The organism is candidate division KSB1 bacterium (genome assembly GCA_034521575.1).
In the GTDB taxonomy this organism is placed as follows: Bacteria; Zhuqueibacterota; Zhuqueibacteria; order Residuimicrobiales; family Krinioviventaceae; genus JAXHMJ01.
The window spans coordinates 760,631-786,763 of the sequence record JAXHMJ010000003.1 but is presented as its reverse complement, the minus strand read 5'-3'; the positions used below and the strand labels follow the sequence as shown (position 1 = coordinate 786,763).

The 26,133-nt window shown below is 49.9% G+C and carries 31 protein-coding genes and 1 pseudogene; 16 read left to right on the top strand and 16 right to left on the bottom strand.

Annotation, left to right across the window (positions count from 1 at the left end; all coding sequences use genetic code 11):
* The 12 genes and pseudogenes from U5R06_12165 to U5R06_12110 form a co-directional block, all read left to right on the top strand.
* Positions 1-631 (top strand): dihydropteroate synthase (locus U5R06_12165; protein ID MDZ7723527.1); only part of this gene is annotated, 631 nt, incomplete at its 5' end.
* A gap of 98 nt (positions 632-729) precedes the next feature.
* Positions 730-1,215 carry a trimethylamine methyltransferase family protein gene (locus tag U5R06_12160; protein ID MDZ7723526.1) on the top strand — a complete coding sequence of 162 codons (486 nt, stop codon included), beginning with the start codon at positions 730-732 and terminating at the stop codon, positions 1,213-1,215.
* Positions 1,216-1,274: 59 nt separating this feature from the next.
* Positions 1,275-2,156, top strand: a complete 882-nt coding sequence (locus U5R06_12155; protein MDZ7723525.1) for a trimethylamine methyltransferase family protein — start codon at positions 1,275-1,277, stop codon at positions 2,154-2,156.
* Between the two features lie 146 nt (positions 2,157-2,302).
* Entirely contained in the window at positions 2,303-2,548 is a 246-nt protein-coding gene (locus U5R06_12150) for a B12-binding domain-containing protein (protein ID MDZ7723524.1), read from the top strand.
* 4 nt (positions 2,549-2,552) lie between these two features.
* Positions 2,553-2,978, top strand: coding sequence for a cobalamin-dependent protein (locus tag U5R06_12145; GenBank protein MDZ7723523.1), 426 nt, complete (start codon positions 2,553-2,555; stop codon positions 2,976-2,978).
* Between the two features lie 217 nt (positions 2,979-3,195).
* Positions 3,196-4,659, top strand: a pseudogene (locus U5R06_12140) (trimethylamine methyltransferase family protein).
* A gap of 83 nt (positions 4,660-4,742) precedes the next feature.
* Positions 4,743-6,125: an asparagine synthase B gene (gene asnB, locus U5R06_12135; protein ID MDZ7723522.1), complete on the top strand. Its 1,383-nt coding sequence runs from the start codon at positions 4,743-4,745 to the stop codon at positions 6,123-6,125.
* Positions 6,115-6,327, top strand: coding sequence for a hypothetical protein (locus U5R06_12130; protein MDZ7723521.1), 213 nt, complete (start codon positions 6,115-6,117; stop codon positions 6,325-6,327). Before asnB ends, U5R06_12130 begins: the two co-directional genes overlap by 11 nt.
* A gap of 20 nt (positions 6,328-6,347) precedes the next feature.
* Positions 6,348-7,481, top strand: coding sequence for an asparagine synthase-related protein (locus U5R06_12125; protein ID MDZ7723520.1), 1,134 nt, complete (start codon positions 6,348-6,350; stop codon positions 7,479-7,481).
* Positions 7,436-7,816, top strand: coding sequence for an asparagine synthase-related protein (locus tag U5R06_12120; protein MDZ7723519.1), 381 nt, complete (start codon positions 7,436-7,438; stop codon positions 7,814-7,816). Before U5R06_12125 ends, U5R06_12120 begins: the two co-directional genes overlap by 46 nt.
* Positions 7,817-7,979: 163 nt before the next feature.
* Positions 7,980-9,482, top strand: coding sequence for a DUF5060 domain-containing protein (locus U5R06_12115; protein MDZ7723518.1), 1,503 nt, complete (start codon positions 7,980-7,982; stop codon positions 9,480-9,482).
* Between the two features lie 13 nt (positions 9,483-9,495).
* Entirely contained in the window at positions 9,496-9,870 is a 375-nt protein-coding gene (locus U5R06_12110) for a hypothetical protein (protein MDZ7723517.1), read from the top strand.
* Between the two features lie 141 nt (positions 9,871-10,011).
* Here U5R06_12110 and U5R06_12105 read toward each other — a convergent pair whose 3' ends face one another.
* On the bottom strand, positions 10,012-12,882 hold the full coding sequence (locus U5R06_12105) for an endo-1,4-beta-xylanase (protein MDZ7723516.1): 2,871 nt from the start codon (positions 12,880-12,882) through the stop codon (positions 10,012-10,014).
* Positions 12,883-13,181: 299 nt separating this feature from the next.
* Between U5R06_12105 and U5R06_12100 the strand changes: the two genes are divergently transcribed.
* Both U5R06_12100 and U5R06_12095 read left to right on the top strand, forming a co-directional pair.
* Positions 13,182-13,982, top strand: coding sequence for an ATP-binding cassette domain-containing protein (locus U5R06_12100; GenBank protein MDZ7723515.1), 801 nt, complete (start codon positions 13,182-13,184; stop codon positions 13,980-13,982).
* Between the two features lie 175 nt (positions 13,983-14,157).
* Positions 14,158-15,714 carry a glycine betaine ABC transporter substrate-binding protein gene (locus U5R06_12095; GenBank protein ID MDZ7723514.1) on the top strand — a complete coding sequence of 519 codons (1,557 nt, stop codon included), beginning with the start codon at positions 14,158-14,160 and terminating at the stop codon, positions 15,712-15,714.
* A 128-nt stretch (positions 15,715-15,842) separates the two neighbouring features.
* Here U5R06_12095 and U5R06_12090 read toward each other — a convergent pair whose 3' ends face one another.
* From U5R06_12090 to U5R06_12020, 15 genes are all read right to left on the bottom strand, one after another.
* Positions 15,843-16,202: a T9SS type A sorting domain-containing protein gene (locus U5R06_12090; protein MDZ7723513.1), complete on the bottom strand. Its 360-nt coding sequence runs from the start codon at positions 16,200-16,202 to the stop codon at positions 15,843-15,845.
* Between the two features lie 5 nt (positions 16,203-16,207).
* Positions 16,208-16,774 carry a hypothetical protein gene (locus U5R06_12085; GenBank protein MDZ7723512.1) on the bottom strand — a complete coding sequence of 189 codons (567 nt, stop codon included), beginning with the start codon at positions 16,772-16,774 and terminating at the stop codon, positions 16,208-16,210.
* 621 nt (positions 16,775-17,395) lie between these two features.
* Positions 17,396-17,518: a hypothetical protein gene (locus U5R06_12080; GenBank protein ID MDZ7723511.1), complete on the bottom strand. Its 123-nt coding sequence runs from the start codon at positions 17,516-17,518 to the stop codon at positions 17,396-17,398.
* A gap of 165 nt (positions 17,519-17,683) precedes the next feature.
* Positions 17,684-17,806 (bottom strand): hypothetical protein, encoded by a 123-nt coding sequence (locus U5R06_12075; GenBank protein MDZ7723510.1) that lies wholly within the window; start codon positions 17,804-17,806, stop codon positions 17,684-17,686.
* Between the two features lie 104 nt (positions 17,807-17,910).
* Positions 17,911-18,324, bottom strand: a complete 414-nt coding sequence (locus U5R06_12070; protein ID MDZ7723509.1) for a glycerate kinase — start codon at positions 18,322-18,324, stop codon at positions 17,911-17,913.
* Between the two features lie 2 nt (positions 18,325-18,326).
* Positions 18,327-19,034: a glycerate kinase gene (locus tag U5R06_12065; protein ID MDZ7723508.1), complete on the bottom strand. Its 708-nt coding sequence runs from the start codon at positions 19,032-19,034 to the stop codon at positions 18,327-18,329.
* A 3-nt stretch (positions 19,035-19,037) separates the two neighbouring features.
* Complete coding sequence (locus U5R06_12060; protein MDZ7723507.1) at positions 19,038-20,027, bottom strand: D-2-hydroxyacid dehydrogenase; 990 nt, start codon at positions 20,025-20,027, stop codon at positions 19,038-19,040.
* Positions 20,028-20,056: 29 nt separating this feature from the next.
* Positions 20,057-20,686: a carbon starvation CstA 5TM domain-containing protein gene (locus U5R06_12055; GenBank protein MDZ7723506.1), complete on the bottom strand. Its 630-nt coding sequence runs from the start codon at positions 20,684-20,686 to the stop codon at positions 20,057-20,059.
* 20 nt (positions 20,687-20,706) lie between these two features.
* Entirely contained in the window at positions 20,707-21,657 is a 951-nt protein-coding gene (locus tag U5R06_12050; GenBank protein ID MDZ7723505.1) for a carbon starvation CstA family protein, read from the bottom strand.
* A 384-nt stretch (positions 21,658-22,041) separates the two neighbouring features.
* On the bottom strand, positions 22,042-22,323 hold the full coding sequence (locus tag U5R06_12045; protein MDZ7723504.1) for a TIM barrel protein: 282 nt from the start codon (positions 22,321-22,323) through the stop codon (positions 22,042-22,044).
* A complete protein-coding gene (locus tag U5R06_12040) occupies positions 22,313-22,504 on the bottom strand; it encodes a hypothetical protein (protein MDZ7723503.1) in 192 nt (63 codons plus the stop codon). Before U5R06_12040 ends, U5R06_12045 begins: the two co-directional genes overlap by 11 nt.
* 14 nt (positions 22,505-22,518) lie before the next feature.
* The gene (locus U5R06_12035) at positions 22,519-22,716 is read right to left on the bottom strand and encodes a hypothetical protein (GenBank protein MDZ7723502.1); all 198 of its coding nucleotides are present in this window, start codon (positions 22,714-22,716) and stop codon (positions 22,519-22,521) included.
* Positions 22,717-22,742: 26 nt separating this feature from the next.
* Entirely contained in the window at positions 22,743-23,144 is a 402-nt protein-coding gene (locus U5R06_12030) for a DUF4976 domain-containing protein (protein MDZ7723501.1), read from the bottom strand.
* Complete coding sequence (locus U5R06_12025; GenBank protein ID MDZ7723500.1) at positions 23,141-23,266, bottom strand: hypothetical protein; 126 nt, start codon at positions 23,264-23,266, stop codon at positions 23,141-23,143. Before U5R06_12025 ends, U5R06_12030 begins: the two co-directional genes overlap by 4 nt.
* A complete protein-coding gene (locus U5R06_12020; protein MDZ7723499.1) occupies positions 23,263-24,270 on the bottom strand; it encodes a sulfatase-like hydrolase/transferase in 1,008 nt (335 codons plus the stop codon). The genes U5R06_12025 and U5R06_12020 overlap by 4 nt, the downstream gene beginning before the upstream one ends.
* A 234-nt stretch (positions 24,271-24,504) precedes the next feature.
* Here U5R06_12020 and U5R06_12015 point away from each other — a divergent pair, with 234 nt between their 5' ends.
* Together U5R06_12015 and U5R06_12010 are read left to right on the top strand one after the other, a co-directional pair.
* Positions 24,505-25,494, top strand: a complete 990-nt coding sequence (locus U5R06_12015) for a transposase (protein ID MDZ7723498.1) — start codon at positions 24,505-24,507, stop codon at positions 25,492-25,494.
* On the top strand, positions 25,481-25,897 hold the full coding sequence (locus U5R06_12010; protein ID MDZ7723497.1) for a hypothetical protein: 417 nt from the start codon (positions 25,481-25,483) through the stop codon (positions 25,895-25,897). Before U5R06_12015 ends, U5R06_12010 begins: the two co-directional genes overlap by 14 nt.
* Positions 25,898-26,133 lie beyond the last annotated feature (236 nt).

Genomic DNA, 26,133 nt, shown 5'->3' with positions numbered 1-26,133 from the left:
CGCCGGCCGGCCTGCCGCGGGCGGCCGCGGCCGGAGCCCCGCGGCGGCCGGCGGGCCGCGGGCCGGCCGCGGCTGCGGCGCGGCCGCGAAGGCGGCCGAGGCCGCCGGCCGGGCATCCACTCGGCCACCGAATTTCATCCAGAAAGCGGCGAAACATCTGGATAACCGCCGACCCTGGATGATCAATTCCATTAAAAAAGAACAAAACATCATGAATGAGCTGCTGCCTCTGGCAGCCGAATATAATGTACCGGTTGTTGCACTGGCCATGGACAAAGACGGCATCCCCCCGTCCTCAAAAGAACGAATCAACGTCTGTACTCAAATCACCGAACAAGCCGACAAGCACGGTGTTGATGCTTCCAAACTGTTCTTTGACCCTCTGGTCATGCCCATTTCATCCGATTACAAAGGAGCAACCGTCACGTTTGACACGTTATCCGGTATTAAAAAACAAATTCCCCATGCCAAAACAACCATGGGGCTGTCCAATGTGTCTTTCGGACTGGTTGAACGCAAACATGTCAATCAGGCGTTTTTGATCGCAGCCCTGTCGCACGGTCTGGATTCCGCGATTTGCGATCCGACCCGTCAATCTGTACGCGACGCTATTCCGATTTGGGTGATCTGATCGCCGGCAATGCACAAGATCCGTCGCCCATCCGGTGCGCGCTGTCAGGAAAACTCGAATTCGGTCGCAAATTTCAGTAATCATTCACAGGACGAACCATGACAGAAACCATTCGAACCCCCCTAAAAGTGGCTCCCTATCTCCGAATGTCGGAACACCAGATTAATTTGATTCATTCAGGCTCTATGCAGATTCTGAATGATCCGGGGCTTGTCTGTTTTAATGAACACGCCGCTGATCTTTACGAACAGGCGGGCTGCCGCGTCAAACGTCGAATGCGCGGCAATGCCGGATGTCTCGAATGTGCGCATCCCGGCTCATGCGTGATTCAGAAACACCTCGAATCCGTTCCCCGGCGGATTATTCTGGGTGCACGCAATCCCGAGAACAAGCTCGAACTGGATGCTGAAAAACCGCATGTCTATTTTGGCACCGGCTCTGAAACCAATATTGTATTGCACTCACAATTAAAAGAGTACACAGCCAAAGACGACGCATCGCAAACCCGGGTCCTTGCGGAATTTCAGAGCGAGCGCGGATCGCTGCAGAATCTCTGCCGCTCGGCAAAATCGGGCGGCAATTAGGTTGATAATTGCAAATTTTTCATCCGCAATGTCAACGCGCGGTATACAAAGAGGTTACATTGCAGAAGAAAGGCACGTCAATGTTTTTCTTGGGCGCTTTGATGTACATGACCAAACATGTCCAGGCCGGACTGGTGGATGTAGACCAGCTCGACGCTGTTTTGAAACTGGCGGAACTCCTGGCGGGCGGGCCTGAAGCCTTTCGGGACAATCCGATCCTGTCGTTTATCACGTGTGTCATTAAAAGCCCGCTTCAAATGGTGGAAGATACAACCGACAAATTGATCGCCATTGCAGAAAAAGGCTGTCCGGTTGTCATTTCCAGTTCGCCCCAGGGTGGTTCCACGGCGCCGATCCAGGAAGAAGGCATTGTATCTCTGATCAATGCCGAGATCCTTGCCGGTATCACACTGGCCCAAATCGTCAATCCGGGCGCCCCGGTGCTGTATGGCGCTGTGCCGGTGCGGGCCCGACTGGATAACCTGCACGACTTGTACGGGGCGCCGGAATTTATCCATTACAACGCGGACTGTATACAGATGGCGCGCCATTACGGTATTCCCTGCTATTCTTCAGCCGGTGTCGGGGATGCCAAAGTTCCCGGTATGCAGGCCACGGTTGAAAAACTGTTCGCTCAACTGCAAATTGCCCAGGCCGGGGCGCAATATATCCATTATGCGTTCGGACTGCTGGACAAGACCAATATTTTCTGTCCGCTGCAGGCCGTACTGGACAATGCCCATATCGGACTGGTCAAACAAATTCTGCGGCAGCCGCAGTTTGATGAACAAAATGTAACCAAAACCACGCAGCAAATACAGAGAATCCGCCGCAGTCCAGCACTAAACTGTTTGCCCGGTATATACGCAAAGCGCGGCGCCAGGGCATTGTGTCGCCGCCGTATGAATTCGAAACATCGGAAGCACGTGACCATGTGCTGACCCATGCACATCAACGCCTGGAATCAATTATGAACGGACCGGAAGAAAAACCGGAACAGAGCATTCTGAACCAGATTTATGATTCCGTTCCGGGAATATTACCGATTGAAAAATTTACAATTAACCCATAAATGAAGGAGTTTGTCATGCAGGAGATTTTGGAAAAAATCAAACAGAACGTGATTGAGGGACGAATTGACAGCGAAGACGAAGGATTTGACGGAGACCTGGAAGGTGAACCGGGTGTGATTGAACTGGTGGAACAGGCGCTTGAGCAAAACATATCAGCATCTGAAATTCTGAACCAGGCGGTCTCTCCAGGCATGGAAATTGTCGGTAAAAAATATGAAGACGGAGAGTATCTGATCCCGGGATATGCTGGCGGCCGCTGAATGTGTGAGCGAAGCCACGAAAATCCTCGAGCCACAACTGATGGAAGGCGATGTCAAAAGCAAAGGCAAATTTGTCATTGCCACGGTGGAAGATGATCTTCATGACATCGGCAAGAATATCGTCACCACACTGCTGCGCGGTTCCGGATTCGAAGTGGAAGATCTTGGCGTTGGTGTTGAAGCTGATAAAATTGTCGCCGCCGTCGAATCCACCAATGCAAATTACCTGGGTCTATCCGCCCTGCTGACCACCACCATGGGATACATGGAAGACGTGATTAAACTGCTGAAAGAAAAAGGTCTGCGCGACCAGGTTAAAATCTGTATCGGCGGCGCCCCGGTTTCCGCCAGCTTTGCAGAACAAATCGGCGCGGATATTTATGCAGAAGATGCATTTGACGCCATTCACAAACTGGAACCAGCAGCCTGAGACCTGTTTCACATGCAGTTCCCGGGTAACATAACAGCCGCGGTTTGTTCTTTTCCTGATGATTCCTCTGTCTTTGTCATACAGAAACAGATCGACCAAAAGAAGGACCGGACAAGCCGCCTTCGGCTACGCTCAATCTCATGGTACTCGAACACTATTTCGAGCACTAAAATAACCCGATGGTCCATAGAGATCACCTGAACAATAAAGGAAAAGTATGTCCAGAGGTATACAACTACAACGACATCATATCCTGGAAACAGGACAGTGTGAACTGGTTCATAAAGGTTCCTGCCGTCTGTTGAGTCAAGCAGGCGTACACGTGGAAAGCAGTCAGGCCATTGATATCTATAAAAAGGGTGGCGCCGTGTTCGAAAACGGCCGGGTTAAAATCCCGCGCGATCTGGTCGAAAAAGCAATAGATCAGACCGCCAAACAAATACGATTAAACGCCGCTGATCCGGAAAATGCAATCGATATCAATTTTGAATCACCCTCGGTCACATTTGGAACCGGCGGACAGGCGCTGTATGTACTGGACTATGAACACAACAGGTTCAATCGCCGGCAGGCGGATACAGAAGACCTGAAACGCATTTCGACCTTGTGCGAACAGCTGGAGCATATTGACTCTTATCACCCGTCCGGTTGAGCCGGATGTCCCTGAAGATCAAATGGATATGAAAAGCTTTCCATCTTTATGCAGTATACCCGCAAACACATGAACCTGGCCAATCTGGTGAACATTGAAAAGCTGCCGCAAATTTTAAAAACAGTCAAAGACCCGACACTGATATCCTTGATTGCATCGCTAACGGTCAGTCCTCTGAACGTGGTCAGTCCCACTGTGGAAAAATTCATGACCATGGTGGAACATGATCTGCCCGTCTCCATCTCCACCTGTCCGCAGGCGGGTGCAACCGCGCCCTTGTCGGAAATCGGAGAATTGATCCAGGTCAATGCCGAGGTTTTATCCGCCGTGGTTCTGGCCAATCTGATCCGGCCCGGCGCCCGGGTGCTGTATCGCGGCATCCCCATCAGCTCGGATTTGTATACAGACGGATCACCCCGCTGGTGCCAGCCGGAAAGTATACGCCGGGTGGCGATGGCTGCCGATATGACCTATCATTACCAAATCCCCTGCTGCGGCACGGCAGCGGTGTCTGATGAAAAACAGCCCAACGTGCAGGCGCTTGCGGAAAAAACATTGAGTCTGGTGTTCGAAGCCGCGAGCGGGGCACAATTTATCAACAGTGCGGCCGGTATGCTCGAACAGGTGCTGACCGTGTCACCGGAACAATATATTATCGACAATCAAATTATCGGTTATCTAAAGCAGGTGTTCGAGAATAACCGGGATTATGATATCCGCTCACTGGCGCAGACGGCTGTAAAGGACATGCTGGCACAGTTTAATGTATCCATGTCCGAGGAAATGCAAAAAGACATAGAAAACCGGGTGGACTTTATCACAAGCGGCAAGGAAGAATACAGCAAAGAAAGCGTTGACAAACAGGTGCAAATGATTACCAAAGCGGTCAATTCAACCAGCAGCAGCACAAAATTTATGAAAGCAGCCCGCTCCGGTTTGCGCAACGGCTGGCTCTATAAAGCCGACTCGCTGCCGGGCGAACTGGATCTTTCAGATATTGTGAAAACCAAAAATCAGTTATTAGCCTAACCCCCCATTCATAGAAAACCGATTCCAGTGTACTCTGGAATCGGAATAAAGATAGTCATGTTCATTAAAAACAGGATATTATTATGTGCGGAATAGCCGGCTGTTACGGCAAACCAGACAAAGAAACCATTCTCAGAATGATGGATGCGATGGATCGCTGCGGACCTGATGACAAAGGAATACACAGTATTGAGAACGGCAGTTACGGTCATACGCGTTTGTCGATCGTAGATGTACAGGGCGGGCATCAGCCTATACTGGCAACCAACTCGGATAAGGGTTTGATCTGTAACGGAGAGATCTATAATTATAAACAGTTGAAACAGACTCTTGATACAGAATACAAGTACAATACAGAATCCGATACCGAAGTCATCCTTCCCATGTACCAGGAAAAAGGAGCTGAATTTGTCAAAGATCTGGAAGGCATGTTTGCGTTTGCCATTTTTTCAGCGGATAGTTTATTTCTCGCCCGAGATCCGATCGGCATCAAACCGTTGTATTACGGATATTATAACGATCAACTGTATTTTTCGTCGGAACTGGGCGCCATGTCGCACGCCGGCGTGGACAAGGTTGAGGAATTTCCGGCCGGTCATTATTACACCCCGGAAACCGGATTCGTCCGGTACTATGAGGTTCCCGAGGTCAAGGAAAACCGCGATTGGAGCATTGATAAAGCTGCCGGTATCATCCGGGAGACGTTTACCGACAGTGTGGACAAACGACTGCTGTCCGATCCGGATATCCATGTCGGGGCATTCTGCAGCGGCGGACTGGACAGCAGTCTGGTATCAGCCATTGCCGCACAAAAAATCCCGCATTTGCACACCTTTGCGGTCGGCATGAAAGACAAAAACGGCGAGGACAGTGATGATCTAAAGGCAGCACGAATTGTCGCAGACCACATCGACTCGACCCATCACGAATTGATCTTTACAGAACAGGATTACTACGAGGCGCTGCCGCAGGTGGTGCAGTACCTGGAAAGCTATGATCCGTCTCTGGTTCGTTGTGCCGTCCCCGGCCATTTTACCTGCAAACTCGCCGCCGAACATGTGACCGTGGTTCTCACCGGTGAAGGCGCAGATGAGGTGTTTACCGGGTATCAGTATATGAAAAACTGGGAACTCGATTCATTGAACCAGGAAGCAAAACGCTGCCTGAACACCCTGCACAATATCAATCTGCAGCGCGCGGACCGCATGGGGATGCGCTTTAGCCTGGAACTGCGGGTTCCGTTTCTGGATGCACGCATGATCGATCTGGGCATGAAACTGCCGCCCGAATGGAAAATCCGGGAACACAACGGCGCCAAGATCGAGAAATGGATTTTACGGCATGCGTTTCAGGACACCAACCTGCTCCCCGATGAAATTCTGTGGCGCTACAAGGTCCAATATACGCAGGGCGCCGGCTGCGAATCACTCGGAGAACAAATTGCCGGAACAAGAAATGAGCGATAAAGAATTTAAAGCTATTCAACGCGAAAATCCGCTGGCCACAATCAATTCCAAAGAAGCGGCCTATTATTTCAAAATCTTTCGCGACACCCATCCCCAGGATTCAATTCTGAATTCTGTCGGGATCTGGACGGGATTTGATTTTGCCGAAGAACGGGAAAAAGTCTGCGGTACCGTGGATGGTGATCTGAAACATAATATATAAAAGACAAAGAGGAGATTCATATGAGTGCAATTGCTGGACTCTTTAACAAGCGCGTAAATGAAGAACAGCTGCAGGCCATGTTAGACAGCATGCGTCATCGCGGACCGGATAAATCGAGAACTTTTACATTAAAAAACGCAACAGGCGGAGCCGCCGAATTGTCCATATCTTCACGCTCCACTCAGGCCATGAGCGGGTCGGATTATCCCGTGGTGTTGTTCGATGGTGATATTTTCAACGATATTTCCGGCTCTTTGTCGAATGCCGAGTATATCCGCGAGCAATATATTAAAAAGGGCAAAGCCTGTTTTTCCGAACTGGACGGTTCGTTTTCCTGCGCCGTTCTTGATAAAAATGAAGCTCTGCTGGTACGCGATCATGTGGGGGCCCGGCCTCTGATCTACCACTCGGAAAACGATTCTCTGATGTTTGCATCCGAGGCCAAGGCGCTTTTGGAGCATAGCGACAGCGTGGAGGAACTGCCTCCCGGTCATATATTCTCCAGCCGGGACGGACTTGAACCCTTTAACCCGTACCAGGCAGAACTTTTGCAGTTTGACACGCCGGAGCAGGCCGCAGAAATTCTGGAAAACTTTATGGTCAAAGCCGTGGAAAAACGCATGGCGGACGGAGCGGTCAAAGCGGTTGCATTAAGCGGCGGTCTGGACAGTTCAATCATTGCATCTGTCGCCAAATCTATTGATCCCGCCATCAAATTATTCAGCACCACCATCAAACGCAGTCCCAGTCAGGATATTAAATACGCCAAAATCATGGCCGAATATCTCGGTTTAAAACACGAGATCTATGAAATCACAGATCAGGAAATCAAGGACCTGATTCCGGAAGCAGTCTGGCTGATGGAAACCTTTGATGAAGATTGCATTTCAGGAGCCGTGGCCAATTACTATACATCAAAATGTGTTTCCGGACATACCAACTGCGTGCTGGTCGGAGAAGGGGCGGATGAACTGTTCGGCGGCTATTTTAAAGAACTGAAAGACATTGCCGATCCGCACGAAAAAGAACGGGTGGCGCGTAAACTGGTGGATATCGCCTACAATACAGCGCTGCGCCGTTTGGACCGCAAGCCTGGCTGGCCAATTCCGTGCATTACCGCACACCGTTTCTGGATCCGGCTGTTGTGGCTTTGAGTGACACCATATCCATGGATCTCAAGGTTAAATATGATCAAGCACAGGGACGCAATGTAGAAAAATGGATCCTGAGAAAAGCGATGAGCAAGTGGCTGCCGGATGAAATTACCAACCGACCGAAACTTCGGTTTGCCGGCGGCGCCGGTGTCGATGATATTATGGCGGAACTCACCGCGGACAAGGTTTCTGAAGAGGATTTCAAACAGAATCCCAAAACCAGCGGAGGTCTGGAGCTCAATTCTCCCAAAGAACTCTACTATTACAGATTGTTCCGGGAGCGTTTTCCGGCCAGCTATGAAAACATGGTGGCGCGCTGGGACCCGTTCAAATAGTGTTATTCGAAAAAGAGCATGAATACATTTCATGCTCTTTTTTTTTCTGCCATTCGATCTTGATCTCCTGCTCCGTTGTCATCCAAATTTCGCCTTGTAAATCTGATCGTGTGGTATTATCTTTGTAAGAGACTCGTGGGAATATCATATCAAAGGAGAGATTATGAACAATCGCTGCCAACGCTTTCTGATGTTTCTTGCATTCTTGTTGTCTCTGAGCGGTTTAAATAGAGTGAATGCTCAGACGCAAAGATCCGAATGCCATGTATGGGACATGCAGGAGATCACTCTACAGGCTGAAAACAACTATTCCAATCCTTATACCGAGGTCACCTGCTGGGTCAAACTGGAAGGGCCGGACTTTTCGAAACGCGTTTACGGGTTTTGGGACGGAGGCAACAAGTTCAACGTGCGCATCACCGCCACCCGTCCGGGAAGGTGGGAATGGACCAGCGGCTCCAACCAGCCCGATGATCCGGGATTGAACGGCAAAACCGGACACTTTACGGCAATAGCCTGGTCTGAAAAAGAAAAAGAACAGAATCCGAATCGGCGCGGCTTTATTCGTCCGACAGAAAACGGTCATGCACTGGAGTATGCCGACGGCACGCCGTTTCTGATGATTGGCGATACCTGGCTGGCGGGAACCACATGGCGCCTGCCTTTCCGCAATGCCCCGGCGCCGGAAAATTATATACCCGGTCCCGGTATTGGCTTTGAAGATGCAGTCGCTTATCGGAAACAGCAGGGATTTAACTCGGTGAGCATGATCGCCAGTTTTCCCAACTGGGAAGCCGACGGTCATGCGGCAACCTATGCAGAGTCCGGAATATTCGTGCGCAATGCCTGGGAAAAATTCGGATATACCGTCAATGACAGCGATCTTACCGCCAAAGATATGCGCGATGAAACCGGCAATCTGCCGTTTAAAATGTCCAAAAAACATCCGGGGGTTGCGGATTACAACAGAATCAATCCGGCCTATTTTCAGAGCCTGGACAAAAAAATGCAGCACTTGTCGGAGCAGGGATTCGTCCCGTTGCTGGAAACAGTGCGCAGAGATATGGGGCCTACCTGGAAAGCCTATTACGATTTCAATGAAACGTTTGCGCGTTACGTTCAGTATCTCATTTCCCGCTACGGCGCCTGGAATTTTGTATTCAGCGGTATACATCTGGACTGGATTCCCAAAGAATACAGTTTAACCGCAAACGAGTTCAATGAAGCGTTAACCTATCACCTGGAAAAATACGGTCCTCTGCCCTTTGGCCAGCCGCATACTACGTTGATCAATAACTCGACATATAAGCAGTTCGGGCATGCTGAAAATTGTCCCTGGCTGACCATGCACAGCGTGGGCAACAAACCCCGCAATCACGGTTTTTACCCGGCGCTGGAAACTCTTTTCAAACTGGAACCGCCCTATCCGGCCATCAATTTTGAGCCCTATTACACGGGCTGGGATCACGAAATCAACAGGCCCGGCGGTGAACGGCCTCCGGCAAATTCCGAGCGCGATAACTATTTCGCCCGCGCTCAAATGTACGGATCCGTTCTTTCCGGCGGTTTGTCCGGTCACGTACACGGCACAGCAGCCTATGACATTACCACCACCGGCGAACCGGACGGTATGCGTCCGCATATCTGGGAACGCTCTAAAGTATGAATCAGGCACCTCTATGCAGCATCTAAAAGCATTCATCCTGTCTGAAGGAGACAGATACCAGGATCTATTATTAGGATCGCAGGACATACATCCGCGCAAGGCGCCGGGCAGCCCCGAAGACGGACTGGACGGCTGGTCGTTTATGATGCGCACAATAGAAAAAGATTTTTGTCTGCTTTATTTTGAGAATCAGGCGGTAACCCCGGATCTGAGCGGTTTCAAGCCAGAAACCACCTATTCATTTCAGTGGTACGATCCGTTGACCGGTGACTGGAAAAAGATTCACCCCCTGAACACAGACAAACAAGGCAATCTTCAGATTCCGGTTTTCCCGAACAGAGAGACCGTGTCAAAACGCGATTGGGCAGCCAAAATAATTCAGCAATGACGGTTCGACGATAAAAACAACAGACCTCGGGGGAAAAGCCGAAACCTGAACTATAGAGATAGAACAAAAAAAGAGAGGCCGGTCCATCGACCGGCCTCTCTTTTGTGTAGCACTGTATCAAGGAGTAGTTGAGAGGTTTACTTATTTGATCAACATCATTCGCTTTACCCGAGTGAAATCATCCGCACTCAATCGGTAGAAATAGACACCGCTCGGCATCCGGTCTGCATTAAATGTCACCCTATGGCTGCCGGCATTCTTGATTTCATTGACAAGCGTCTGAATGCGGCGTCCCTTGATATCAAAAACCTCCAGGGTTACCCGGGAGCGCTCGGGAAGGTCGTACATAATCTGAGTGGACGGATTGAACGGGTTTGGATAATTGTTGTACACCTTGTATTCTGACGGCAACTCTTCGGTTTCAGCCACATGTGTACCGGTGCTGGCGGTATCCACATAAGCGCGCAGCCATTCCAGGGCGGGACGTTCACCGCGTTCGGTCATCAGCACAGCGTCTTCGCGCCACAATCCGGTGCGCCACCCCCACAAGGTAATGCCTTCAACCGCCCAGTGTTCCCATAACACGGGAAACACACGCTTGTATTCATCAAGCTGGATTTGGTCGGTTGAACCGTCAATGTCCAGTTCAGTAACCTGAATGGGCAAACCGGTATCCGCCAGTTTCTTCAACACCTGTCGCATGGTCGAGACATTGGCGCCGCGGGTGCTGAACGCATGACACTGAATGCCGATGCCGTCGATCAGATTGCGTTCCTGCAGCAGCTCAATAATATTCAAATAGCGGTTCGCTGCCGAGATACTGCCGATGATACCGTAATCATTAATCATCAAGTTGGCATCCGGGAACTGCTCTCTTGCCATTTCAAAGGCGGTGATAATCCAGTCCCAGCCGGTTTCACCGGAACCGCCCAGCGCGTCCATGTATCCACCGTCAGCGGCCGAATCGGGCGGATCGTGCAGCGGTTCATTTACGACTTCAACATAATCTGCATCCGGATAGCGGTCGGCTACTGCGGTGAACCATTCCTGGATTTCCGCCAACTGATCTTCAGGGTCCAGTGCGGCAATCCAGTTCGGCTGCTGATTGCCCCAGACCAGGACATGATGCCGGTACGGTAAATCGTTATCTTTGGCCAGCGCATACGCCTCATCCAGATTGGTCCAGTTCATCTGATCGCGAGTGCGTTCCACACTGCCCCACTTTCCGGCGTTTTCCGGCGTCACCTGATTCCAGAAAATATCGAACCATTCAATCTGATCCGATGCGTAAATATTACCCAAAAACTTTTCTTTGCCGTGTGCAATGGAACGGGTATAGGGCAGTTCAGGTGTTTCCTCGGAACCCGGCTCGCCATGATCCAGATTCTCAACCGTAAAGAAAAGATCAGATCGACCGAATGCAAACTTGTCGATTCGCAGACCGTTTTCGCGCGCACCGATCTCAAAGATGCGGGTCAGTTCATCCGAATCAAGCACCCACACCAACGCCGTATCGCTCTGATAAGCATTTTGCGAGAGATTGACCCATTTCCAGGCCTCGCTCTCCACGCCGCCGGGTCCTTTGACCACGGCAGCCGGATCGGAAAATCCGCCTGTAGCCAGACCGTTCACCATAACCCACTCTGCCGCGGCATCGGGATCCTTATCTCCGAATCCCATTCCGTGAAAAAAGCTGTCATCATCATAGGTATTAACGCCGACATAGACGCGGGCAAACAGATCAAAGGCACCCGTATCCGGAAAAGTGACCTCATAGGAAGCGGTCCGATTCACGCCGGGATGATCACCGGCGCCTGTGGTCGCGTTGTAATCGGTTGTGATGGTGATATACTCGGCAGACCCATCAGCCGTTTCCTCGACAGCAAATTCATCACCGAGAACACCGTCTTCGGCCTCAAGAATAATCGGCAGATTGGTGACAACCGGTTCTTGTTCGATGATCTGTTCAATGCGGAGATCATCAATATAAATGGTTTTTCCCACGTTGGAGGCAAAGTTGAAATGAATGGGCCCGCGAGCAATATCCGGATCGCTTGCCGGAACCGTAAATTCATCTGTAAATTGCTGCCAATTCGTGGTCAACACGCTGTTTTTTTCATTGCGCATAAACTCCTGGAACGACGGATTGCCCACCGTCAGGTGTGTCGAAGCGCTGGATTCGCTGGCTTTGACCCATACAGAATAGGTATAAGACTCGCCGGGAATAACGGGAATATTGGTGCTCAGAGCCTCGATATCCCAGGCATTTGTGCCGGTCGAATGGACCGTCACGGCCAGCGCCCGGTTGCCGTCCTGCGCCGGATCATCCACAATCGCAAAATCAGCATCGGCATCACCGCCCAGATTGAACGACCAGCCATCCACAGCGCTGGTATCGCCGCTTTGAGTGACAGCGGAACGTTCAAAGCTGCCGTTTGCATTCACAGTGGGGCGCAATACCACCAGTTCATCAAAATAAATGGTTTTGCCCACATTTCCCGCAAAACTCACATGAATGGGAGCGCGCCCGCTGGTATCATCGACGGGGACGCTGAAAGACATGCTGTACTTTTTCCAGGACGTGCCCAATGCGGCTTCATGAATTCGGCCGAATTCGTTAAACTCCGGGTCTCCGGCTGTAAAATGAGCGGTAACGCCGGACTCACTGGCACGGGCCCAGACTGAAAAGTCATACGCCTTGCCGGGTTCAACCGGAAACGGTTCGTTGACAATTTGTACATCCCAAGAATTGGCGCCTGCACTGTCAACAGAAACAGATAATGCGCGCTCCCCATATTTGACCGGATCATCCACGACTCGAACCCGGGCATAGTCTTCAACCGCAAAGGTCCAGCCCTCTATATCAGTGGTATCATTTCCCGCCGTGACTGCTGTGGCTTCAAATCCGCCGTTTGTGTTCGCAGCGACTTGGGCAAGTGCGCTGTCAATAGAAAAAATAAACAATAACATCAATGTGATCAGCCAAACGCTAAACGGTTTAGTGGGGTGCATTTGCATCATTCCTCCTTGTAGAAAATAACCGATTCTCGCTAAAAAATGTCTTTAGACTTTTGTTTCTGTGCACACTTTTTTGAATCGTTTCAAACATTTTAAACACCTTTCAATGTACGCAATATCTGACTGTAATGTCAAGAAAAAAATGCGGCAGCGCCGCCAGAACCGCTTTTTAAAGTGGCGATGTAAAAAATGGATTTCCTCTTGATTTGCTCATTTTATCCCTGTATCTTTAGAGGAGCAAACTGTAACGCCTAAATACAGGATTTCCTGCTCAAACAGACACAAAGGTTCATATGATTCGCGTCTCTCATCTCTCAAAATCCTTCGGTTCTCTTCAGGCGGTCAAGCGGTTGTCCTTCGATGTGGCTGAGGGCGAATCCCTGGTGTTACTCGGAACCAGCGGTTGCGGCAAGACCACAACTCTGAAAATGATCAACCGGCTGATCGAACCCTCGGACGGAACAGTGTTTATCAATGATCAGGATATCCGGGATCAGCTGCCGGAAACGCTGCGCCGCAGTATCGGATATGTGATTCAGAATATCGGATTGTTTCCGCATTATACGGTGGAACAGAACGTATCTCTGGTTCCCCGGCTTCTGCAGTGGAAAGAACCGGAAATTCGTTCCCGCACCCATGAACTGCTGAACAGGGTCGGTCTGCCGCCCGATTCTTACGCCCGCCGCTATCCGGACGCCCTCAGCGGCGGACAGCAGCAGCGCGTCGGACTGGCGCGCGCCCTGGCGGCCGATCCCCCGCTGGTGCTCCTGGATGAACCCTTTGGCGCTTTGGACCCCATCACCCGCCGGGATCTGCAGAACGAATTCAAACAACTGGAGACTTTGCTGCATAAAACCATGATTCTGGTCTCTCATGATGTCTTTGAATCCTTTGAACTCGGCGACCGCATCTGCCTCATGGATCAGGGAGAAATCCAGCAGATCGCAACGGCGCGCGATATGCTGTTTCAACCGGCCAATGATTTTGTTCGTGATTTTTTCCAGGCCAACCGTTTTCAGGTGGAGTCAAAGTCATTACCCTGGGCGATACCCTGCCCGAACTGTCCGAAACCTCTTATGACAGAGGCGACCTGACCTGCAGTCGGGACACGGATTGTCTGTCGCTTCTCGAACACGTTGAACAGCAATCCGTTACCAATCCGGTCATCACCATTACCGAACCTGAGACTGAACAGCCGCTCAAGCGCACCCGGATCAGCGAAATCCTGCGCATCTTTCCGCAGGTCAAAGCCGGAATCAGGGGGGAATCATGAACCCGTTCCAGTTTATCATAAAACACCAGGCGGAAATATTCGACCAAACGCTTGAACATCTCGGCCTGACCGGGGTGGCTTGCGCCATTGCCGTGTGTATCGGCGTGCCTCTGGGTATTTTTCTCACCCGGCATGAACGCATTTCAACTCCGATACTCGGCGCCACCGGTGTCATTCAGACCATCCCCAGTGTGGCGCTTTTGGGATTTCTGTTGCCGCTGCTCGGCATCGGCGTGGTTCCGGCCATTGTGGCTCTGTTCCTCTACGCCCTGCTGCCCATTATCCGCAATACCTATACCGGCATCAACGAAGTGGATTTGGCCGTTCGCGAAGCTGCCAGAGGTATGGGCATGTCCGACCGCCAGATCCTGACAAAAGTCGAACTGCCCCTGGCTGTCCCGGTGCTGTTTGCCGGCATCCGTACCGCCACGGTCATTAATGTGGGTGTGGCCACTCTGACAGCCCTGATCGCGGCCGGCGGACTGGGCGAGTTTATCTTTCGCGGCATTGCCCTGAACAACGTCAACATGATTCTGGCCGGCGCCTTCCCGGCCGCCGGACTGGCGCTGCTTCTCGATTTTATCCTCAGCATCGTACAAAAACATATTCGCAAAATCATAAAACCCCTGCTGATCACCGCCGGAATCGCACTGATTGCCGGCTTAACTGTATTTTTTACGCTGCGCGCCGAGCAGCAGGACAGCTTTCGCGCCGGATTCACCGCAGAATTCATGCAGCGGCCCGACGGCTATCCGGGATTCAGAGAACACTATGGCTTGTCCCTGAACACCGTCGAATTGGATCCGGGTTTGATGTACAAAGCACTGCTACAAGGCAAAGTCGATGTGATTTGCGGATTTTCCACGGACGGACGCATCAAGGCCTATGATCTCAAAGTTCTCCAGGATGACCGTAATTATTTCCCGCCCTATTATGCGGCGCCGCTGGTGAATGGTGAATCCCTGCGCCGGTATCCGGAGCTTGAATCAGCGCTGTCCCGGCTTGAAGGACGCATCACCAATCAGCAAATGGCGGCGATGAATTACAAAGTGGATGAAAACAAAAAATCTCCTGACAAAGTAGCAAGGGAGTTTATGCAAAAGGAAGGATTCGAACTTGCGGAGCGCGACGGCAAAGCTGATGTAATAATCGGATCGAAAAACTTTACCGAGCAGTATATTCTGGCGCATGTTTTCCGATTGATGATCGAAAGCTACACTCCCCTGAATGCCGGGGTCAAAACCGGCATGGCCGGCACCAAAATCTGTTTCGATGCCTTGGAAAACGGCGATATTGATTTGTATCCCGAGTATACCGGTACGGGACTGCTGGTTCTGCTGAACACGGAAAAAAGCGTGCAGGACTCTTTGATCGGCAGTCCGGATGATCTATACCAATATGTAAAGTCCCGTAGCCGCGAACAGTTTGATCTGCACTGGCTGGCGCCGCTGGGATTTAACAACACGTATGCGATGATGATGCGGAACGAACAGGCGAACCGTTTGGGGGTGGAAACTATCTCTGATCTGAAAACCTATCTGGAAACACGGTAACCCGCCTTACGTTAGAACAGCATCATCCGGCATCTTTTACACTTATCTTACAGATCATGCATATTTTTCCTTAGACCCTTTTTGCCATTGAACAGCAGACATCACTCAGGATGTCTGCTGTAAATCAACTATTTGATCATAATTGCTTTTCTCTGGCCGGTAAATCCGTTAAAATTGATCTGTATAATATACACGCCAAATCCCGCTGTTGTGCCCGTATCCGTCGATCCGTCCCAGGTTACCTTGTGGCGTCCGGCGGATTGAGTCCGATCAACCAGCGAACGCACGTGCTGTCCGGCCATATTGTACACATCGATTCTGATTTCATCTGATTGTGGAATTTCATAGCGGATCACGGTTTCCGCATTGAACGGATTGGGGTAATTCTGGTGCAGGATATATCCGTCAGGTTGGGTTGTATTCATCTGGTTTACACCGGTGGTATGGGTATTTCTCAGGATATACAGGCCGTCAAATCCGTCGGCCACATAGATCAGGCTGTCGGACAGGGTAATTCCCAGGGCTTCTCCTCCGGTTTGGAAAAATCCGGTTGTGAAACATCCAGAATCCGGAATCCTTTGTCGCTTGTACCCAGATAAAGGTAACGGTTTGAGATTGCAATATCCAGAATATCATCACCGATATCATAGGAAGCAGCCGGTGAAGGAGAACTGCGGTCTGTCACATCAATGACGCGAATTTCCTCTCCATCGACCATAAACACATAATGTCCTGAATGAACAACATCCGTTACTCGAGATAAAGCATCCACGGTACTGATGACAGAGGGATTGGCCGGGTCGGTAATATCCACAATTTTGAGCCCTTTTATTTGTGCCGCCACATAAGCATAACCGCCTGCCAGTGTCACATCATAAGCGTAATCCCCTAAATACAGGGGATGCTCTAATTCCGGTGAACCCGGATTTGTAACATCAACACTAACAAGTCCCTCCTGTCCATCAGCAATAAAAGCATGATCTCCGGATATGGCAACCTTTTGAGCCTCGTGTCTGGTATCAACCAAACCGATATGTTCCGGATCAGAGATATCATACAACCAGAAATCCCCATGCTCTTATCCCCACATAAATCGAATCACCTGAAAGCGTTAAAGAGACGATCGTTCCGGGGACGGTCAATTGTCCCAGTTTACTGATCGTTTCAGGGGGGTGTGATATTTGGACTATTTCAAGGATAGCCCCGTTGCTGTGATACGCAGTATCTCCTTTCATAACCACATCATAACAGGGTCCCTCGGCTCAGCGCCCCACCAATTCCAGGTTATTGCCCGGAAAATCAGGTTGAGCACTTGTTTTGATGGTCATCAAAAAGGTAAATACTAATATCAATAAAAAGCCATGATATCTGAAAAATAACTTTATAGTAAATCCTCCTTTAAATTTTCAAGCAGGTTTTACAAGCAAGGCGAGCGTCATTCGATTAAAAGAGTGTGACTGTTCCAACAAGCCTTAACTTATAGCCCTCACAGGCGTAACAAATATCAGGGGGCGGGATCATCCATGTTTTTCCAGGCAGGATAGGATTGCATTCACGTTTGATAAAACGGCTGCAAATAACTAAAAAACGGGAACTTTTGAAAGTGAAAAAAGTAAAGAATTCTAATAAATAATGATTTTGATGAAAAATTGAGCGATAGAAAAAAATCAGGGATGTAGATTTAATACAATCCCTGAGCTCGAAAAAATTCTTTATACTTTATATCAGTGACCAGTATATGAGTCACCAGCCAGGTCATCAAAAACATGATCATGTCCGTCGGTACTGATGATTTGTACACCATGGTCTCCATGCAAAAACCGACTGTTTTCTTTTGAAAGGCTTTATGTTACTCTTTATGATCATCAAAATCAGGATAATTGAATTGCTTCATCAATTTTTCTTCAGTTTTGCAAAATGCACAGAAGCATATTCTGTCATTTCCGTCAATGTATCTGAAACGGTTTTCTCAATAAACCTCTGCATTTCCCATCTTTATCAACTTGTTCAAAATCCTGATCGATTTTTTATGCTGTTCATCCAGTTTTTGAACGCCCACACTAAAGCTGTCATTCCAGATTATTTCTTCCATAACACCTGTATTTCCAAGTTTCCTTTTCCGCACCTCAATCTATGAATAAATATACCCGCTTTATAAAACTGAATTCGGAAAATTTATCATAAATGCAATTATTATTAATGGATAAGCATCTCTCGCGCCCATATATCAACTGTATCACGCAAGAGATGAGGTCCCTGCTTCAAGGCCTTTTGCAAGGTCATTCCGTCCGGTGTAATTGAACGGGCTGTCTCGATTGCAGATGTCTCATAGTCGGCTTTGCTCAATTTGACTTTGCCCGCAAAGACAGCAAATTTTGCCTGACTGCCCCGTGCCGCGTTGAGCAATCCGGAGATCACCTTGCCGCTCAACGACGTGCTGTCGAATCGTCCTTCGCCGGTGAGAATCCAGTCGGCATCGGCAGCGACCTCTGAAAACCGATAGTCGCGCAGAACCGCCTCGATACCGCTCTCCAAATGCGCCCCGAGAAACGCCACCGCGCCGGCGGCCAGTCCGCCGGACGCGCCGGTCCCCGGTGCATCCAGTCCCACGTTCAGGCTTGTCCACGAACCCGCGCAGCCATATGTTCCAGACCGGTTTCCAGATCGCGCACCTCTTGCGCGGACGCACCTTTTTGCGGCGCATAAACCCGCGCCGCGCCGCGCTCTCCCAGCAACGGATTTTCCACATCACACATCACCCGCACGTTTGCAGACAAACGGGTTTGCGGAGGTATGATTTCAATGATTTTCGACAAGCTGCCGCCGACAGGCAAAAGCGATTTTCCTTCTGCATCCCTGAACTGCCAGCCGAGCGCAGACGCCATACCGATGCCCATATCCACGGTGGCGCTGCCGCCGACCGCCAGCAAGAGGCTCTCCGCGCCATAGTCCTCCGCCGCCCGGACCAGCTCACCGGTCCCGAATGTGGTGGTATGCATGGGATTGCGCTGCTCCGGCTTTAAAAGCTGCAATCCGGATGACGCCGCCATTTCTACAACAGCGGTTTTTTCATCGTCAAGCCACACAAACCCGGATTCCACCCGCATGTCCGGCAGCGGCCCCATGGTCCACACCGGCACCCACTCACCGTTTTTGACGCGCTGCAATGTCGCGGCCGTCCCTTCCCCCCCGTCCGCCAGCGGCATTTCCACAATCGAAACATCAGGCCGCACGCTGCGAACCGCTTCTGCCATAATACGCGCGGCACGTTCCGCCGGCATACTGTCTTTGAACGAATCCGGGGCGCAAATGAGTTTCATCGGTTATTTTAATCCTTTCTGATCATTAATTCGAGTCACACCGTTGACCACATTCTGCAGATCCCCGTCAAGAAAATGCCGCACATTGTCGGCCGCTATGCGCAGCAGCCGCCGCCGGGCCGCCTGGGTGGCCCAGGCGATATGCGGTGTGATGGTGCAATTCCTGGCCTGCAGCAATGGATTGTCCGGGTTCGCCGGTTCTTCCGACAGCACATCCAGACCGGCGCCGGCAATCTCGCCGGAATTCAGCGCATCAGCCAACGCCTGCTCATCCACCACCGGTCCGCGGCTGGTGTTAATCAAATAAGCCGTGGATTTCATCGCAGCGAGATGTTCGGCATTGACCAGTCCTTCTGTTTCTTCGGTTAACGGACAATGCAGCGTGACCACATCGGACTGCCGGAACAGCTCGTCCATATCCGTCCAGGTCACGCCATCCTGCAGCGTTTCCGGTCTTGTCCGGCTGTGCACCAGAATCTGCATGCCGAATGCGCGCGCCACACGCGCCACGGCCTGACCGATGCGTCCGTATCCGATGATCCCCAGTACCCGGTCATAGAGTTCGGTCAATGCTGTATCATAATAGCAAAAATCAACCGACTGACTCCAGCGGCCCTGGCGCACGGTTTCGGCGTGATGCGCCAGTCCCACGCTCAGATTCAGTACATGTGCAAACACCATCTGTACCACCGATTCCGTGCTATAAGCCGGAATATTGGTCACCGGAATATTGCGCTCCCGGGCCGCTTCCAGATTCACCACATTATAGCCCGTGGCCAGCACGCCGATAAATTTAAGGCGCGGCAGCTGTTCAATATCCTGGCGTGTCAATCCGCTTTTGTTCACAAACACAATATCCGCGTCTTTGGCCCGTTCTATGATCAGCTCCGGCGGCGTGCGGGCATAAATCCGGCAATGACCCAGGTCTTCCAGCGCGTCCCAGGACAAATCACCCGGATTCATGGTATAGCCGTCCATGACAACAATATTCATCTTTTGTTTTTCCTGTACCAATGACCACCTCATGTTTTTAATGCTCTTAAACTCTGCCGTGCCTTGATAATGAGCGTCACGGCGATTCCAAATAACAACGATGAGAATATCAACAATACCGCATTCCCGGTCATCCAGTTTTTAACCACCATCACCCCGAGAGCCGTTATGGTGACGCAAAACATAAAATACATGGGAATACGTACAAACAAACTTTTTTTATCCATCTTTGTCAGCCACACCGTTACGGCCAGCAAAGTCAGCGACGCCAGCAGCTGATTGGCGGCCCCGAACAGCGGCCACAGGGCGTTGCGCGTTCCGGTAAAGGTAAAAAAGGCGGCTGCGGCAATGGTGACAAGGGTTCCGGTATAGCGGTTTTTGTACAACACAGCCGGACCGTTGGTTTTTTCGAAAAATTCCTGAAACATAAAGCGCCCCAGCCGGGTGGCGGTGTCCAGGGTGGTCAGGGCAAACGCTGAAATTGCCAGCGCGGCAAAGGTCATTCCCGCTTTCTGCGGAATGCCAAGATGCTCGACAAACGTGCCGATCCCGGCGGAAAAAACACCGATGGGTCCGCCCTCGGCCATAATCTCGGTGTATTCGCTGCGCAAAATCACGGCAGCGGTGATCAATGCGATCACGGACAGCAGCGTTTCCACCAGCATACTGCCGTAGGCAATCAGACGGGTATCGCTCTCCCGGTTTCAGCTCGCTTGGCCGTGGTGCCGGCGGCCACCAGGGAGTGAAATCCGGATATCGCCCCGCAGGCCACGGTGACAAATAAAATTGGAAACATGGTTCCCAGATCCTGACTGAATGCCCCCAGCGCCGGCGTCACAATTTGCGGACGGGCGGCAAATATTCCCACCACACCGGCCAGCAGAATGGCATACAGCAGAAAACTGCTCAAATAATCGCGCGGCTGCAAAAGCACCCACACCGGAGCCGTAGCAGCAAAAAACACATAGACAAACAGAATAATCTTCCAGGTATCATAGGGCAATTCGATCGGATAGCGGATTCCAAGGGTCACGCAGCCGGCCAGCAGCAACACGCCGATGAGTGAACTGACCCACAACGGCATATGCAGCCGGTAAATGGAGAGTCCGAACAGCATGGCAACCGCAATAAAAAGAATTGAAGAGGTGGCAGTGGACGCTTCCATGACAAAAACACTGGCCACGGCATGCGCAAACACAGCGATCACCAGCACCAGCAGAAACCAGGCAAACGCCAGAAACAGCCGCTTGCCGGTCATACCCACATAATCTTCGATCACCTCTCCCATGGTCTTGCCGCCGTGACGAATGGAGGCGATCAAAGCGGAGAAATCGTGCACGCCGCCCATAAAAATGCCGCCCACAATGAGCCAGACAAACACCGCACCCCATCCAAACACCACGGCAACAATCGGCCCAATGATGGGGGCCGCTCCGGCAATGGACGAGAAATGATGTCCCATCAGCACCGGCGCTTTCGCTGGCACATAATCAATCCCGTCCTCACGGGTATGTGAGGGTGTTGGTTCTTGATTGCTCAGTTCATATTTACGGACCAGAAAACGGCCGTAAAACAGGTATCCTGATATGAGACAAACCAGTGCTACGATAATTAACAGTGCAGCAGACATGAGTAAACCTCCGTCCGATTATTACAAGTTCATATATCCGCAAAACACCCGGCTATTGAATACTCAAATGCACCTACCCAATACGCCGCCGTCACCGATATATTGGCCTTTTATCGCTTCACCGGTAACCTTGTAAGCGGGAGCCGCGGTGCCGCAAAGCGCCACCATATCGGGTTCAAGCGTAAATGCAATTTCCGTTTCCAGTATTGTTTAATTGATACGAGTTTTCCTTTAGAATTTACAGCGCCGCCAGCACACCGCGTACATAACCTACGGATTCCGCCAGACCGACGATGGGATCGTTTTTATCTTTTTCAAATTCGAATGACACATAACCGGCATAGTCAATTTCCTTCAAAGCGCGGAGGAAATCCGGGATATCAATCACACCGCGGCCGATTTCAAACGGGCTTCGCCGTCCGCTTTAGCGCGATTCACATCCTTGATATGAACATCATGAACACGCTCGCGCAGCTCACGTACCGTTGCCGCCGGATCCACCCCGGCGCGGCGTGTATGTCCGATATCCACGCACAATCCGAGCCGCGCATCCAGACCCTGAATCTTTTCATAAATGCTTTGCGGCGTCGGATATACCTCATCCTCGGGACCGTGATTGTGTATGGCCACCTGAATATCATATTCTACAGTCTTTTCACTGACCAGCGGCAGCAGTTCCGGCTTGGGAACACCATGATTGTCTGGATTCGGCGATTCTGGCGTATTCGAACGCCTGTCTAATCTCCCGCTCGCTGTTCATATACACCACGCCGCAGCCGTAACACTGAATTCCTGCTTTCTCCATGGCTTGGATCGCCGCCTGGATCTGTGTTTCGCTGCTGTCCAATGGTACGCATACTCTTAAAGGCAATATGAGACAGTCCCAGCTTGCTGGGTACCCTCCAGCGTCTGATCGAGATCAAAGGCGCGAAAGGTATAGGATGCAATGGCAAGTTTAAATGCCGCCGGCGTTCCGGATAGGAGCGGACGTCTGCTTCCGGCCAGAAAAGCCGCTGTACCCGCGGCGCCGCTGCCGATAAACTCTCTGCGATTTAACATAGCATAACCTCCTTGCGGTTTAATTGTCAGCGCTTTTGCTTATTCGCTCCAGTTTTTGCGCCTTTATACCAGCCCGGCAAACTGCCGTGCGGATATTGTCCCACAATCTCAAGAGCCCGGTCATGCGAATCTCCGCACTTTTCCTGCACCCGCTTGAGCTCCTGCGTCATCTTTTCCTGAACCTCTGCATAATCGGGATTCCCGTAGACATTGTTCATTTCCGCCGGATCGGTTTTCAGATCATACAGTTCCCAGGCATCAATATCATGATAAAAATGCATCAGCTTGTAGCGCTCGGTGCGCACGCCATAGTGACGCTTGACAAAATGCCAGCCCGGATATTCGTAAAAATGATAGTAAAACGATTTTCGCCAGTCCTCCGGTGTTTTGCCTGGAGCAGCGGACGGAGAGATACCCCTGCATATCACCCGGCACAGACACACCGGCGTACCCAGAAAGGTCCGGCAAAATTCATATTGGAGACGAGATCGGTGTTCTTCGAACCCGCCTTGATCTCTTTGGGATAACGCACCAGCAGCGGCATGGTCATGGACTCTTCGTACATGAACCGTTTGTCATAATAGCCATGCTCGCCCAGGAAAAACCCCTGATCGAAGTATACACCACAATGGCATAATCATCCGCCAGACCGGTTTCATCCAGATAATCCAGAATACGGCCGACATTTTCATCCACCGCTTTGACGCAGCGCAGGTAATTCTTGATGTAATACTGATACTTCCACAAGGCCAGTTCTTTTTCATTCAGGTTGTCCGGCGGATCATAGAGTTCGGGATCATTGCGGTACTGCAGGTCCAGGTGTTCGGCAATGGACATTTGATTATCCCAGGCCGCCTGACTGCGCGTTTGATAATCATCAAAGTAATTATCAGGAACCGGAAGCTCCTGGTCCGCATACAGGGACTTGTGACGCTGCGCCGGCTGCCAGTTCGAATGCGGGGCTTTGTGCTGGTAGGCGAGAAAAAACGGCGTGTCATCGGATCGGGTTTGCAGCCAGTCCAGCGCCTTGTCTGTAATGATATCCGTCACATACCCCTGATGCTGTTCGGTTTCGCCGTTTTTGATAAATTCCGGATCATAATAACTGCCCTGCCCCGGCAGTACATCCCAGTAATCAAATCCGGTCGGCGCACTGCCCAGATGCCATTTTCCGATTACAGCTGTTTCATATCCGACGCCCTGCAGCAGCTTGGGAAAGGTCTGCTGGCTGCCGTCAAATTTTGTCGTTTCGTTGAGCATAAATCCGTTGATGTGGCTGTACTTTCCGGTAAGAATGGTTGCCCGGCTGGGCCCGCAAATACTGTTGTTGCAGAGACAATGCTTAAACTTGATGCCCTCCCGGGCCAGACGGTCCAGATTCGGAGTCTCGTTGAGTATACTGCCGTAACAGCTCATCGCCGCTTTCGCATGGTCGTCGCTCATGATGAACAGAATATTGGGACGTTTGGGCTTTGCACAACCCAGGGCGGAAACCGCGACAGCCGCAGCTGTTCCGCGCGCTGCTGTTTTAAGAAACTGCCTGCGTGACTGCATAATCTCTCCTTTATGTTTGTATTCTATGACCCTGGAAAAGCGGCCTGATCGGCAAAGCAATACTCGACATGTCCTCCATCGTATGCCTGCATCAAACTTTCATACATATATCATACCTAAATTGAGCGGTTTTTAAAAAAATAAAAAACCTTTTGGGTTTATAATAGTTTGTTATTATTTTAGTTGTGTAACCAATAAAAAGAATAACAACAAAACCCAAAAGGTAGCCATAATATGCAGAAAAAAACCGATACAACGCAACCTAAAATATCAAAAATTGAGATCACAAAAGATAAAATTAGCGGTCGTGGTGGTCTGTTGTTTTTTCTTAGATATATTGACCAAATTCGATTCTATTCTCTATTTGAAAACGTTTTTAGCTTTTTAAAAGGCTCTTCTAAAGGACTGGGATACCGTCAGTTTGTCAAACAGCTTTTTGCTTGGTTTATTGATGGTACGGATATGTCAATCTGTTCTTTTGATCGTCGAAAAAACGATGAAGCCTATGCTGCCGTGCTCGAAAATCACCCGGAACAAATGGCAACATCCCATCAAATCAAAAGGATGTTTCGCAAGTTCAGTTTTGTTGGGCAAATGATATTTCGGTCTCTTTTGTTGGAGATGTTTATTTGGCGACTTATTATTGAACAACCCAAAGAAGTTATTCTTTTTGGTGACAGCGTAGTTTTCGACAATGACGGCGCTAAAAAGCGTGAAGGCTCAAATGTGACCTATAAAAATAAAAAAGGATTCCAGCCTATGCAAATTAGTTGGGGGCCTTATGTTGTTGATGCGCTGTTCCGAGCCGGAGATGTTCATTGTAATCATGGCAGCGACTTTATAAAGTCAGTGGGGCGTCTGGTCAAAGCTATTCGACGTCGCTATAAAGATGTTCCAATCATTCTGCTAACAGACAGTGGTTTTATGGATGACCAGAACTTTCGGTTCTTTGAACAACGCCTTGGTATTCATTATGTTTGTGCCGGGAAAATATATAACGATATTAAACAATATGTTAACAATCTTAGTTATGATGCTTTTCGTTCTTATAGACAGACATGGACTTTTGTCGAATTTGCTAATCGCCTCAAATCATGGAAGACATTTCGCCGTTGTATTTTTACCTCTCAGAAAGCTGAGGAAAATGGTCAACTCTTATTTGATTTTGCACAACCGGATTCAGTAATCTATACCAATATAGGCCGAAACAGTGAGCCTGGATGAAAAACTAATCAATGCTGGTAGTGGCAATTATCTCAAGGCCGAAAAGATTATCGAGTTAAACCACAGTCGAGGTAGAGCTGAATTAGTACACCGATCACAGAAAGAATTTGCTGGAAGAGAACAGTTACCATTTAAGCGTTTCGGTATGAATAGAGTTTTTTACTATTTGATGATCATCAGCCATTTTCTTTTTGAAGCATATAAAAGGGACATCCCCTGTGAAGCAGTACCAGTTACCGCTTACCCCAATACCTTTCGTCGGATCATGATTGATTTTGCAGCCAAAATTGTGACAACAGGCGGAAAAATTATACTAAGGGTAACACAGACAGTCTATGATTCCCTGAAGATTTTAAAATTATGGTCATTCATTGAGGAGTATGAACCCGCATTTGTGACGTAAAACATAATAAAAATTAATCGTATTAAAGAGCTAAACAATGGGAGAAGTATGCCGTTACACTGATAATTCTCTGACTTTAATGAAAAATCAGTTCAAAAAGCAAGGTTGATTGCGTAATAAGAAGTTATTTCAGATGAAAACAAATAGAAAAAGACGGCACCGGCAACATTTTGCGCCGGTTTTATTTGGTGCCCTTATAAATCGATCAATTTAGGTCATAATAAAAGTATGCGATT

Excerpts from the sequence above, each read along its gene's own strand:
- U5R06_12095 (MDZ7723514.1), top strand. The coding sequence starts at position 14,158 with ATGAACCCGTTCCAGTTTATCATAAAACACCAGGCGGAAATATTCGAC.
- U5R06_12035 (MDZ7723502.1), bottom strand. The coding sequence starts at position 22,716 with ATGTTAAATCGCAGAGAGTTTATCGGCAGCGGCGCCGCGGGTACAGCG.
- U5R06_12125 (MDZ7723520.1), top strand. The coding sequence starts at position 6,348 with ATGAGTGCAATTGCTGGACTCTTTAACAAGCGCGTAAATGAAGAACAG.
- asnB (MDZ7723522.1), top strand. The coding sequence starts at position 4,743 with ATGTGCGGAATAGCCGGCTGTTACGGCAAACCAGACAAAGAAACCATT.
- U5R06_12075 (MDZ7723510.1), bottom strand. The coding sequence starts at position 17,806 with ATGGAAGAAATAATCTGGAATGACAGCTTTAGTGTGGGCGTTCAAAAA.
- U5R06_12160 (MDZ7723526.1), top strand. The coding sequence starts at position 730 with ATGACAGAAACCATTCGAACCCCCCTAAAAGTGGCTCCCTATCTCCGA.
- U5R06_12115 (MDZ7723518.1), top strand. The coding sequence starts at position 7,980 with ATGAACAATCGCTGCCAACGCTTTCTGATGTTTCTTGCATTCTTGTTG.
- U5R06_12105 (MDZ7723516.1), bottom strand. The coding sequence starts at position 12,882 with ATGCACCCCACTAAACCGTTTAGCGTTTGGCTGATCACATTGATGTTA.
- U5R06_12080 (MDZ7723511.1), bottom strand. The coding sequence starts at position 17,518 with ATGGTGTACAAATCATCAGTACCGACGGACATGATCATGTTTTTGATG.
- U5R06_12130 (MDZ7723521.1), top strand. The coding sequence starts at position 6,115 with ATGAGCGATAAAGAATTTAAAGCTATTCAACGCGAAAATCCGCTGGCC.
- U5R06_12020 (MDZ7723499.1), bottom strand. The coding sequence starts at position 24,270 with ATGCAGTCACGCAGGCAGTTTCTTAAAACAGCAGCGCGCGGAACAGCT.
- U5R06_12110 (MDZ7723517.1), top strand. The coding sequence starts at position 9,496 with ATGCAGCATCTAAAAGCATTCATCCTGTCTGAAGGAGACAGATACCAG.
- U5R06_12025 (MDZ7723500.1), bottom strand. The coding sequence starts at position 23,266 with ATGACCATGCCGCTGCTGGTGCGTTATCCCAAAGAGATCAAGGCGGGT.
- U5R06_12050 (MDZ7723505.1), bottom strand. The coding sequence starts at position 21,657 with ATGTCTGCTGCACTGTTAATTATCGTAGCACTGGTTTGTCTCATATCA.
- U5R06_12060 (MDZ7723507.1), bottom strand. The coding sequence starts at position 20,027 with ATGAATATTGTTGTCATGGACGGCTATACCATGAATCCGGGTGATTTG.
- U5R06_12150 (MDZ7723524.1), top strand. The coding sequence starts at position 2,303 with ATGCAGGAGATTTTGGAAAAAATCAAACAGAACGTGATTGAGGGACGA.
- U5R06_12015 (MDZ7723498.1), top strand. The coding sequence starts at position 24,505 with ATGCAGAAAAAAACCGATACAACGCAACCTAAAATATCAAAAATTGAG.
- U5R06_12100 (MDZ7723515.1), top strand. The coding sequence starts at position 13,182 with ATGATTCGCGTCTCTCATCTCTCAAAATCCTTCGGTTCTCTTCAGGCG.
- U5R06_12065 (MDZ7723508.1), bottom strand. The coding sequence starts at position 19,034 with ATGAAACTCATTTGCGCCCCGGATTCGTTCAAAGACAGTATGCCGGCG.